General features: G+C 69.1%; 11 protein-coding genes and 1 pseudogene. 10 read left to right on the top strand and 2 right to left on the bottom strand.

All coding sequences use genetic code 11. From position 1 onward, the window contains the following. The first annotated feature begins 715 nt into the window (after positions 1-715). The 7 genes and pseudogenes from ACFCV8_RS32985 to ACFCV8_RS32955 all read left to right on the top strand — a co-directional run. A complete protein-coding gene (locus tag ACFCV8_RS32985) occupies positions 716-1,282 on the top strand; it encodes a hypothetical protein (RefSeq protein WP_376689178.1) in 567 nt (188 codons plus the stop codon). A 375-nt stretch (positions 1,283-1,657) separates the two neighbouring features. After that, positions 1,658-2,149 (top strand): RNA polymerase sigma factor, encoded by a 492-nt coding sequence (locus ACFCV8_RS32980; protein WP_376689177.1) that lies wholly within the window; start codon positions 1,658-1,660, stop codon positions 2,147-2,149. Next, positions 2,146-2,763, top strand: coding sequence for a methylated-DNA--[protein]-cysteine S-methyltransferase (locus tag ACFCV8_RS32975; protein ID WP_376689176.1), 618 nt, complete (start codon positions 2,146-2,148; stop codon positions 2,761-2,763). The genes ACFCV8_RS32980 and ACFCV8_RS32975 overlap by 4 nt, the downstream gene beginning before the upstream one ends. Before the next feature lie 64 nt (positions 2,764-2,827). Beyond that, positions 2,828-3,127: a 2OG-Fe(II) oxygenase gene (locus tag ACFCV8_RS32970; RefSeq protein ID WP_376689175.1), complete on the top strand. Its 300-nt coding sequence runs from the start codon at positions 2,828-2,830 to the stop codon at positions 3,125-3,127. Positions 3,128-3,275: 148 nt separating this feature from the next. Then, positions 3,276-3,791 (top strand): hypothetical protein, encoded by a 516-nt coding sequence (locus ACFCV8_RS32965; protein ID WP_376689174.1) that lies wholly within the window; start codon positions 3,276-3,278, stop codon positions 3,789-3,791. Between the two features lie 828 nt (positions 3,792-4,619). After that, complete coding sequence (locus tag ACFCV8_RS32960; protein WP_376689173.1) at positions 4,620-5,174, top strand: AAA family ATPase; 555 nt, start codon at positions 4,620-4,622, stop codon at positions 5,172-5,174. Positions 5,175-5,306: 132 nt separating this feature from the next. Then, a pseudogene (locus ACFCV8_RS32955) lies at positions 5,307-5,936 on the top strand (IS701 family transposase); the annotation flags it as partial. 342 nt (positions 5,937-6,278) lie between these two features. On the opposite strand, the gene ACFCV8_RS32950 reads toward ACFCV8_RS32955, so the two are convergent. After that, on the bottom strand, positions 6,279-6,782 hold the full coding sequence (locus ACFCV8_RS32950; protein ID WP_376689172.1) for a GNAT family N-acetyltransferase: 504 nt from the start codon (positions 6,780-6,782) through the stop codon (positions 6,279-6,281). A gap of 279 nt (positions 6,783-7,061) precedes the next feature. Between ACFCV8_RS32950 and ACFCV8_RS32945 the strand changes: the two genes are divergently transcribed. Further along, a complete protein-coding gene (locus tag ACFCV8_RS32945) occupies positions 7,062-7,799 on the top strand; it encodes a DUF1963 domain-containing protein (protein ID WP_376689171.1) in 738 nt (245 codons plus the stop codon). Between the two features lie 611 nt (positions 7,800-8,410). Then, entirely contained in the window at positions 8,411-8,989 is a 579-nt protein-coding gene (locus ACFCV8_RS32940; protein ID WP_376689170.1) for a GNAT family N-acetyltransferase, read from the top strand. Between the two features lie 290 nt (positions 8,990-9,279). On the opposite strand, the gene ACFCV8_RS32935 is transcribed toward ACFCV8_RS32940, so the two are convergent. Beyond that, positions 9,280-10,188, bottom strand: a complete 909-nt coding sequence (locus tag ACFCV8_RS32935) for an Imm49 family immunity protein (protein WP_376689169.1) — start codon at positions 10,186-10,188, stop codon at positions 9,280-9,282. A 308-nt stretch (positions 10,189-10,496) separates the two neighbouring features. Here ACFCV8_RS32935 and ACFCV8_RS32930 point away from each other — a divergent pair. After that, positions 10,497-10,693: transposase (locus ACFCV8_RS32930; RefSeq protein WP_376689179.1), on the top strand; the 197-nt coding region annotated here is incomplete at its 3' end.

Raw genomic sequence — 10,693 nt, 5'->3', positions numbered from 1 at the left:
GGTCCATGAGGACGTGCCCCGCCGTCGGCACGCGCCGCCGATAGTGGTGTCGCATGCGAACCCGGCACCGGAGCCCACTCCTACCCGTCCGGGGCTCCAAGTCCAGGTGCCACAGGCCGAAGCGCCGGGCCGGGCGTAACGCTGCCGGGAGCGGACGGCGGCGTGGTGGGAGGGGGCCAGCAGTATCGGGGAGAGGTGCCGCCCTCGGCGTCGTGCGCGAGAGCAAAGTGCCGCTCGGGTGGGTGTTGTACTGAGGATGTGCCGTGAGAGCTCACGCAGTCGCCCTGCGTACGGGATGCCGCTGCGGGAGCTCGACGACTTTGTGCATGGCGGCCTCGACCGCGTTCTTCTCCGCGGCCCGGACCTCACTCCACTCGGCGGGTAGCTGGGGTGGGATGCCGCAGCATGGTCTCGTTCACGGATGCCACCACCACCGCCTGCCCGGAGCGCGCACCGCCAAGCTGCCGCGGTAGTGAACCTGAGGACCGTTCAGGGGGCATCGTGGTCCGATTGGCGCCTGGACTCCGGTCCCACGCATGACCTGGTGCCGGTGTCTTCACCGTGACGGCGTCGGCCATGCGCGCCGGTCATCCGACAGGGCGAGGAGCGCATCACGGCGATGGACGAAGGCTTGACGGGACAAAGCAGCCAGCCGGAGGCGGGCGAAGGTGCCCGCACGGGTCGGCGTAATCGGGTGCGGCCTGACGGCAAGTTCGTGACCGGTCCGGGGCAGGGGCTGCTCTGGGGGAACCGGGGTTCCCTGCTGGGCCCCGCCGGCCGGCCGACCCGCAAGCCATCGACGCGGGCCTGGTTCTGCTGTGTGCTGGAGTTCAAGGGCTGGAGGCGAGTCCGGTGGCAGCCGTGCCTGCTGACGGAGCTGTACTTCCTCGACGAGGCGACGGCTCTTGCCGTCGGACATCGGCCGTGCGGGGCGTGCCGTGTCCCGGACTATCAGCGGTTCCAGCGCAGCTGGGCAAACGCCCTGGGCGGCGGTCTTCCCGGCGCGCCGGAGATCGACGGCAGGCTGGTGGCGGACCAACGAACGCCCGAGGGGCGCCAGCGCGCCTTCCGGGCGGCGGTCGGGGACCTGCCGGACGGCGCGTTCGTCCGCCTGGACGGCGAGGCCGAGCTGGTGCGGCAGGGGCGCTGGCTGCCCTGGTCGATGGCCGGATACGGTGCGGCGCGAGCGGTCGCCCCGGGCCTTCGGCCGGACGTGCTCACCCCCGCGGTGCGGGTACTGGGCGCCGGGTACGCGCCGGTCCTGCGCCCGTCCCCCGGGTGAACGGGACCGGCTGCGGCCTGTGCCGGGCAGGCTCTTGCACCGGGAGAAGGTGTGGCCGCGTCCGGGCCGCACCGTCCCGGGCTCGGCACGCGTGGCCCGTCCTCGGAGGCGGCCGTCCGGGACGTGTCGGCAGTACCGCGTTTCCGGCAGGCCGGTGTCTGTGTCGCGGCGGGTGAAATTCGGATCTCACATTCACGGCACCCGCACCGTCTTCCTGGTGAGACAGCAGGCGGAGAAAGCAGCAAGGCACGGCGACGACTCGAAGACGGAGCGGAAGCTGCCGGACTGGGAGGCACCAGTGCCGGCTGCGGTCGGTCGGCTGTTTCGGGAGTTCGAACACATCGGTTCGCAATCAAGGTCTACGGCAGGGCGAGGATGAGGGAACCATTCGAGAAGGCGGTCGAGCGGCACGGCGCGACCGTGCTGCGGGTGTGCCGGGCGCTGCTGGGGACACACGATGCCGACGATGCCTGGTCGGAGACGTTTCTGGCGGCGATGCGGGCCTGGCCGGGGCTGCCGGAGACGGCGAACGCGGAGGCATGGCTGGTGACGATCGCCCGGCGCAAGGCGATCGACGTGCTGCGTGCCGCCGGCCGCCTGCCGCTGCCGGCCGAGGAACTGCCGGAGGCGCCCAGTGCGCTGGGCGTACCGGGCGCCGACGACGGGGATCTGTGGGAGATGGTGGGGCGCCTTCCGGGCAAGCAGCGGCAGGCGATCACGTTCCGCTATCTGGCCGGGATGCCGTACGACGAGATCGCGGCGGTCCTGGGCGGGAACACCGCGGCGGCACGCCGTGCGGCGGCGGACGGGCTGAAGAATCTACGAAAACACTATCCGGGCGCGACCTCGAAAGGAGCATCTACATGAGCGGCACCCGACCCCACGATGACGTCCTGGACATGCTGTCGGCTCCCATCGACGCCGGAACCATGGGCCGGCTGCACCGGCGGCTGGAGGCCGAGGCCCAGGCCGCCGACCTGGTCGACATCGCCTACACCGTCGTCGACTCCCCGGTCGGCCCTCTGCTGCTGGCCGCCACCGACCGGGGCCTGATCCGCGTCGCCTACGCGGTCGAGGACCACGACCGGGTCCTGCAGACCCTGGCCGACAAGGTCAGCCCGCGCGTCCTGCACGCCCCCGGCCGGCTGGACACCGCCGCCCGGGAGATCGACGAGTACTTCGACCACCGCCGCCGCGTGTTCGACCTGCCGCTGGACCTGTCCCTGTCCAAGGGGTTCAGGCAGCTGGTCCAGCAGCACCTGCCGGAGATCGGCTACGGCCAGACCCGCAGCTACCGCCAGGTCGCCGAGCTCGTCGGCAGCCCCAAGGCGGTGCGCGCGGTCGGCACCGCTTGTGCGACCAACCCTCTGCCGGTGGTCGTGCCCTGCCACCGGGTGCTGCGCACCGACGGCACCCTCGGCGGCTACATCGGCGGCCTGGAAGCCAAGACCGCCCTGCTCGGACTGGAGGCCGCAGCATGACAGCCACCAGGATCAAGGCGCAGAGAACGGCTCCCGGCGCGGACGCCACCGCCGAGGCCGGGCCGTGGGCCGGCCGGGTCGGGGCCGCCAACTGGGACGCGGTGGCCGCCGAGCTCGACGAGTTCGGAGGTGCGTTGCTGCCGCAGCTGATCACCCCGGACGAGGCCGGCCGGATCCGGGACCTGTACGAGCGGTCCGAGCTGTTCCGGTCCACCGTCGACATGGCCCGCCACCGGTTCGGATCCGGAGAGTACAAGTACGCTCCGCGCGCGGCTGGTCGGCCGCCCCCGTCCGGCACGGCGTCTCGGCGCTCCGCTCCGGGCACCGTCACACCCTGGCCCTGGTCTTCCACGACGCCGCCTGAAACCCTCGGCGGCCGGCGCGCCGCCGACGTCGCGGCACACCGCACACCGGCCGTGCGCGGTGTGCCGCCCGGGCCCCTGTCGGCAGTGGAGGACCCCTTGCGAGGAAGGCACCCCATGAACATACGAGGAAGACACCCCATGTACCCCGTGACCAGCCCTCTCCTGGTCGATCCTCCACAGCCGGGCCCGGACCTCGTGGTCACCGGCACCGAAGTCGCCGCGCTGGTCGGGCTTGCCGCGGCGCGCGGCGCCCGGAGCATCGCCGTCGGCTCCGGCCGGACCCCGGCCGCTCTCGCCGCCGCCGACGCGATCACCCGGGCTTGGCAGGCCGCCGGCGGCGTCATGGCCACCACGACCACTTGGCCGGAGACCGCGGCCTCCTGGGTGTGCCAGGCCCGCCGGTTCGCCGATGCGCCGGCCGACGTGTGGGTGATGACCGGCCCGGAGGTCGGCTGGGCCCAGGTGGCCCGGCGGCTGTTGTGGTCCACCTCCTGGCGGCCCGACCGCACCCTGGCCACCGCCGCTGTCGGTCGACCCGCCACGCTGGCCCTGGTCGGCGCCCAGCAACTGCGCGGCCTGACCGGGGCCGCTGCGAACGGCGCCATCTGGACCGTCACCGACGACGGCGGCCTCGCGATCACCGGTCCCGAAGCACCACGGTGACCGTGCTGTCCGACCTGCCATATGTGCCGCGCGTGCCGGTGCCCCCCGCTCCCCCGCCTGCCTGGCCGTGGTCGTAGACGCAACGCATCTCACGTTTCAAGGCGCCCACACGCCTGCTCCACAGACAGGCAACAGACGCAGACAGAGGATCGACGCGGACGTCCGAAACGCTTACGCCGACAGCCTGGCGGGGCCGCTCCTGGTCGTCGCCGGCGGCGACGCTCTGATCGGGCTGTACTTTCGGGGCTACCGGTACACGCCCCCACCCTCGGCATGGAGCCGACGAGTGCCATGCGGTCGGGAACACGCAGCCGCCCGGGGTGGTGATGGCGCCGTTCGGCAGCGAGCGGCGGCAGCGGGGGGGCACCCGCTCCCACGGGTCGTCAGGAACGAGACCAGCGCGCACGCCGGACAGCGTGCCGACCAGAATCGGCGAGTACAGGAATCGCGGCTCAACTCATTCTGAAATGATCAGTAAATCAGGCCTGTTGAGGAAGAGTTGACTGAACCTTCTGGTCTGACAAGGGCACTGTAAGTGATCACGACTGACGGTGTTCCGATCTGACCGTGCGCATTCGGATGCGAGTTGCCTGCTAGCGGGCGTGGCGGCGGACATTCCGAAGAGTGAGTGTCCGCTTCGCTTTCTCACGTACGGTGTCTTCGCATCACCGACTCCGAGATCGAGATCACCGCAGAGCTGGCACACGGTCTTCGAATGATCAGTTCGTACCCCAGCCGTAGATCGTGACCTTGTGGTCAGGGCTGGGATCACACGGCCGGATCGATATCGGATCGCGTGAGGTGGTCGCCCGGTGGCACGCTGCCCCCATGGATCACGCGGAAGTACTGCTCATCGGAGGACGAGCTGGTGTCGGAAAGACGACAGTGGGGTGGGAGGTTTCGGCGCTGCTGCGTTCCGGGGCGGTCGCTCACGCGATCATCGATGGTGACTTTATGGGTCAGGTACATCCGGCACCGGAGGGAGACCCTGACCGCGCGGAGATCACCGAGAGAAATCTGACTGCCGTGTGGGCAAACTTCGCCCAGCGCGGCTACCGACGCCTGATCTATACGAACACCATGAGTGTGCTGCCGGAGGAGACGGGCATGTTCGAGCGTGCCATGGGGGCCGGAGTGAGGATCGTACGAGTCCTGCTCACCGCCTCCGATGCCACCGCTCGCGAGCGGCTGGTGGGACGAGAACTCGGCTCAGAGCTGAAGCAGGAGCTGGAAGGAAGTATCCGCAAGGCACGGCTCCTGGACCAGCTGGCCCCCGCAGAGACCGTGCGAGTGGCAACGGACGCGCGGCTCGTCGTTGACATCGCGCGGGAGGTAGTGGCCGTCACCGGTTGGACCGGGCCTCACTTCGCCCGCAGTTCGTGATCGTGTTGATGGACTGGTCCGCGAACCGGCACGGCCACCGGTGATCATCAGTGTGTGAAAACAGAAGATCATTCGGTGGCCGCAGGTCGCAGCAAAGATCCTGCCCGTTGGCAGGACTTGTTCGAGTCCTTGATGGGTCGCATCACGCCGCGGTTCGCGCGATTGGAACCGAGGTGCCCGGCAAGGGAGTTCGCCCTTGTCCTGTTGTCGGACCTGCCGCGCAAGAACTGCTGGACGCTCGCCGAGCACGCCGGGAACGCGCCCCCGGACGGCGTGCAGCATCTGCTGTCCAGGGCCAGGTGGGATGCCGATGCGGTCCGCGACGGTCTCCGCGACCGTGCCATCGAGCATCTGCAGGACGACGAGGCGGTGTTGGTCGTCGATGAGACCGGCGATCTCGAGAAGGGCACCGCCACGGTCGGGGTCCAGCGCCAGTACACCGGCACCGCCGGGCGCATCGGGAACAGCCAGGTCGCCGCCCACCTCACCTACTCCACCCCGCGCGGACACGCGGCGATCGACCGGGAACTGTACGTCCTGCGCTCCTGGACCCAGGACGTGGCCCGCTGCCAGGCCGCCGGGATACCCGAGACCGTGCACTTCGCCACGGAACCCGCACTCGCCGCCCGCATGATCGGCCGTGCCCTGGACGCCGGCATCCTCGCGTCCTGGGTGGCCGGCGACGAGGTCTACGGGAGCAACCCGCATCTGCGGGCCGCGCTGGAACACCGACAGCTCGGCTACGTCCTCGCCGTCGCCTGCGACGGACCGGGCCACGAGGCGGCTCTCGCGCTCGCCTGCGAGGTCCGCCTCCCACAAATTCGAAACATGCCTGATTCTCTGGTCGTTGATGATCTGCACGGACACGATCAAGCACGATCCGTCGGGTGTCAGGATCAAGTCGGTCGGGCGAGGGCGTGTGGCGAACAGGTCGTGGAATGAGGCGGCATCATTCAAGGCACGGATCATGACAATGCCCCTGCCCGCCGCCCCCGAGCCGTGACAGGGGTCCGACAATCCGAGGGGGCCGGACCGAAGGGAACCGGCTCGGCAGTGGCTCCTACGGCGTGGCGGAGCCACTTCGAACTGCCCGCAGCGCGTCTCCTACGGCAGGGAACGAGTGAGCCACACCAGTTCACCGCGGTCATCGGTCGAGACGTGGTCGCGCTGGAAACCAAGCTTGTCGAGGACGCGAAAGGATGGCGCGTTCCAAGGGTGCGCCGTCGACCAGAGCCGCTTCCGTCCGGTCACGATCGCGGCATTGAGCGCTGCGGAAGCCGCCTCGGTCGCATAGCCCTGTCCGTGCACACGCTGGAACAGCTCATAGGCGATCTCCGGCTCGTCAACAGAAGCCCGACCGACGGTGAGCCCGCAGTACCCGATGAAGTCACCCACGTCGCGGCGGATGACAGGCAGCAGAGCAATCCCTGTCAGTGCCGACTCGGCCCGCTGATCCTCGATCATCCGCCGGTTGTCCTCGATCGACGGCATGCCACCACCTCGTTCGGCGACCAGCATGCGATGGGCATCGATGTCCGGCTCGGTCCACTGTCGTAAGAAGCGATTCCCAAACCGGAAGGCAGGGGGCTTGCTCGAACTGTCATCCAAGCGGGACTCGTTCGGGCGACCAAGGCTCGGCCGTCCATAGCAGCAGGGCCTCTTGAACATCTCGGTGGTGTCGAGTCGGCCGAGGACAAGGGGCCCTGATGTCCCACTGTGTCGCTCCGCACCTTCCTCGTCCACTTCCGGTGCACCGACGTGTGACTGTCTTGTCGGCCAGGTCTGTGGCGCATGGTTGCGAACCTGGGTGGCAACGGAGACCACCCGCATTGATCGGTGCGGCCGCCTGGTAGGCGGGCAATGATCGCCCCTGGATATTCTGTGAATATGAGATCGATGGATCCGTTCCGCGACCTAGCCCGCGACCAGGGCATACCCCAGGACGAGGTCGAGCGGTGGCTCGATGCAACCGTCCGTCCGTGCGCGATGCTGGGCGCAGGAGAGCCGACCGACGGCCCGATGGTCGGACGGCTCGGCGGGCTGCCGCCGATGCCCGAGGACGAGCCCGTGCCGGACTTGCCGTTCCTCGCCTCGGTCGACCTCGCGGCCATCCCACCGGGCGCGACGGACCTCCCGTTGCCGAAGGATGGCACGCTGCTCTTCTTCGCTGACACATCTGAATCTACCCCGTGGACACGACGCGACTGGTCCCGGCTCGTCTATGTCCCGGTTGGCAGGCCAGTCTCCAAACGCGGTCCGGGCGATGAGTGGCCGCCGCAGGTCCACTCGGCACGTGATCTCTATCTGGTGATCGATCCCTCGCTGCCCAACCGCGGCGACTACACCGAGGAGTTCCCGCACGGTGAGGAGATGGGCGAGGTGTGGTGGGAAACCTCCGACGATGTACAAACGGGCGGATCGGTGCAGATAGGCGGCTACCCCTGGGTCTGGAACAACGATCCCGTCACGGACTACGACCGCGGCCCGGGCGACTGGGTGCTGCTCGCGGAGATCGGGGCCAACGACGGTGATCTTCTGGGCAGGGTCCACTGGGTGATTCGCCGGGACGACCTGGTCGCTGGCCGTTTCACCCGGGCCCGGGCCTGCTACGACACAGCCGGCTGACGTGGCCTCAGAGGGCATTCCCAGATAGCGCGAGGTCCGGTCGAACTGCCGTCCCGGCAGGTCTCCTTCAGGTGATCAACGGCTGCCGGAGCATAGCGGAAGGGCTTCTTGAACATCTCGGTGATGTCGAAGTCAACCGAGTACAAGAGGCCCTGATGTTCGACTGTGTCGTGTCCGTACCTGCCGCGTCCACTTCCGGTGCACCGGGGTGCGACTGTATCGCTCATCGGTTCGGAAATGCCGCCGATCACCCGGACCGTGCAAGGTGCTACGACTCCGACATGAGTGATGCGGAACCCTCGCGGTCCCGCTCACCGGCTGGGCGGAGATCGAGGGCCTGGACACGCCCACCTCCAATGGCCGCCACGCCGGCAGCCAGTGTGCCGCGCTGTCCGGGCTCGCCGGGCCGGGACTCCGGGGGCTCCTCAGCACACAGCCGGCCGACAGGGCGCCCAGGGCGGGCGGCCGGACGGTCGAGGACGCTCCCGGCAGCGGGTGGGACGCTCGGTGGCCCCGAGGAGTGGACACGCCTGTCGACCTGCCGGGAAAGCCCGTTGCGTGCGACCCGTATCGGTTGTCTGATTGATCGGTCGCCGATCAGAGGAGAGAACATGGGGACGTCGCTGCTCACCCCCTCGTTGCACACCGCTCGCCTTCGACTGCGTGCTTTCGAGGCCGCGGATGCAAATGATCTCTTCGCGCTGCACAGCAGCGCCTACGTGCTGCGCTACTGGGACTCGCCGCCATGGAGCGAACGCGCACGGGCCGAGAAGTTCATCACGGCCTGCCGGCAGATGGCGCAGGAGGGCACCGGGGTCCGGCTGGCCGTGGATCGCGCCTCCGACGGGGCGTTCCTCGGCTGGTGCAGCCTGAGCGGGTGGAATCCGGAATTCCGCAGCGCGTCGCTCGGCTACTGCTTCGGCGAGGCGGCGTGGGGCCACGGCTACGCGACCGAGACCGCGCGGGCCCTGCTGGGGTGGGCATTCGACACGCTCGACCTGAATCGCGTCCAGGCCGAGGCCGATACACGCAACGCCGCTTCTGCCCGTGTGCTGGAGAAGCTCGGCTTCGTGCGCGAAGGGACATTGCGGGAAGACTGCGTCGTCAATGGCGAGGTCTCCGACTCATGGGTCTACGGACTGATCAGACGGGAGTGGCAGCCGTCGTCCGAGCCGGTTCCCGCCCCCTGACCTCCGCCGCCGGGCACTGCATCGTCCGCTGCCCCGGCGGCACGGCGCTTGACCAGGCGATCCGCATCGCCGGTGCCGACCGAGCCATTGGGGGTTGATTCCGGAACGCCGAGAAGCCCCCTGCCAAGCAGGTAGACGGCGGTTCAGGACGGCAGAAACCGACCGGGTGCGCCGGCTTCGTGACACCCCCGAGACGAGCGCGCCCGGGTACGTCCCTTCCGGGCCCCGCTCGGCCGGGGGCTGTCCGGGCGGCGTGTGACAAGCGGGGCCGCCCGAAGTGGCAGAGCCGACTACTGCAGTGCCATCGGGCTGCCCAGCAGAACGTCGGGAAGGTAGCCCGACCGGACGCCCAGTTCCCACCCGTGCACCTGAACCGCCAGGGCTGCCACGGCGACCACGCCGACCGGGAGCAGCTCCCGGGGCGAGGAGTCGGCCCCGGCGCTGCCCCGATGGTCGACGAGCCGGGCCACCAGTGCTTCCTCGAATGCGTGCTGGTCGTCCTCGAGGAGCACGCGCAGCAGTTGCTGGTCCGGCGTCAGGTGGCCGACCGCGTCCAGTCGGCGGGCCGCCTCGGCCCGTACGACGGGGTCCGGCTTGCACAGGGGCACCGTGGGCCAGCCGTGCGGCAGATGTCCGCTCGCCTCGGTCAGGTACGCGCAAAACGCGTCCATGGCGACGAGGTCCGCCGGTCGTGAGGCCGAGGTCAGACTCGAGTACGGGACCCCTTCGCGGATCGCGGGCGCGTAGTCGCTCCGCAGCATGAGACCGATGACCCGCTGATGCTCCCCTATCAGGCCGCTGATCAGGCACATGGTGAACGTGTCGAGCCACGTCTCGGCGGTGGGCGCCTGCTCGACGACGCAATCGAAGGCGATGTATTCGCTACTGAGCTGCTCGTCGATGAGCGGGAAGTCGATCTCCTGGTCACCGTTCGGAAAGCAGCCCACGCTCAGCGCCCCCAGGGAGCATTCGGCTGCTGTCCGCAGCGCCGCGCGGGCGGTTTCGTCGTTGAGGGCAGGGTCCTGCGCCGCGTGGGCAGCGACATGGTCGAGAAGTTCGTCACGCATCTCGATCATCTTCTCCGGGGAGGGGTCGTCGTAGCGCATCCAGTGCCACCGTCCCCGGGTCCGCCCCATGATGTCGTCGAGTGCCTCGGCCATGCGCTGTCCGCTGATCGCGTGCTGCGCCACTTCCTGCATCGTCCGCGCCCTTCCTGATCATTTCGCCTGGGAACAGAACGCTAACAGCGGCCTCGGACACTCCCCCGCGAGCCCGCAGGAACGCCCGGGCCGAAGCCCGGCGTCGCGGTGCTTGGCCAACTCGGATGCCCGCGGCCTGACCGTCGGCGCTTTCGACTCGCCAGGGCAGACGGTCAGGCACCCTGCGAAGAACGCCGAGTTGATGTTCTGTCAGCACTATTGCCTCTCGGACTGGTTGGACCTTCCCTCTCCGGAGGGCCTTCGGGCTAAGACGGTGTCCTATGTGGCGATCGCTCGTTGGGCTGTTCATGGGGCGGGATACGTGGAGTGGGATTGTTCCGGACGGGCTGTGGGAGATCGCGAAGCCGTTGATCCCGCCCTCTCGGGTGCGTCCGCAAGGTGGCGGGACGCAGGACACACCTGATGAGACGCTGTTCGCGGCCATCGTCTACGTGCTGGTGAGCGGGTGTGCCTGGCGGGCCCTGCCACCGTGTTTCGGGGTCTC

This window comes from Streptomyces sp. NPDC056347 (assembly GCF_042262625.1).
In the GTDB taxonomy this organism is placed as follows: Bacteria; Actinomycetota; Actinomycetes; order Streptomycetales; family Streptomycetaceae; genus Streptomyces.
Note: the sequence above shows the minus strand (reverse complement) of the source record. Positions and strands in the feature narration are given on the sequence as shown.

Bases quoted from the DNA above. Each gene is read 5' to 3' on its own strand.
- ACFCV8_RS32980 (WP_376689177.1), top strand. From the start codon at position 1,658: ATGAGGGAACCATTCGAGAAGGCGGTCGAGCGGCACGGCGCGACCGTG.
- ACFCV8_RS32975 (WP_376689176.1), top strand. From the start codon at position 2,146: ATGAGCGGCACCCGACCCCACGATGACGTCCTGGACATGCTGTCGGCT.
- ACFCV8_RS32960 (WP_376689173.1), top strand. From the start codon at position 4,620: ATGGATCACGCGGAAGTACTGCTCATCGGAGGACGAGCTGGTGTCGGA.
- ACFCV8_RS32945 (WP_376689171.1), top strand. From the start codon at position 7,062: ATGAGATCGATGGATCCGTTCCGCGACCTAGCCCGCGACCAGGGCATA.
- ACFCV8_RS32940 (WP_376689170.1), top strand. From the start codon at position 8,411: ATGGGGACGTCGCTGCTCACCCCCTCGTTGCACACCGCTCGCCTTCGA.
- ACFCV8_RS32935 (WP_376689169.1), bottom strand. From the start codon at position 10,188: ATGCAGGAAGTGGCGCAGCACGCGATCAGCGGACAGCGCATGGCCGAG.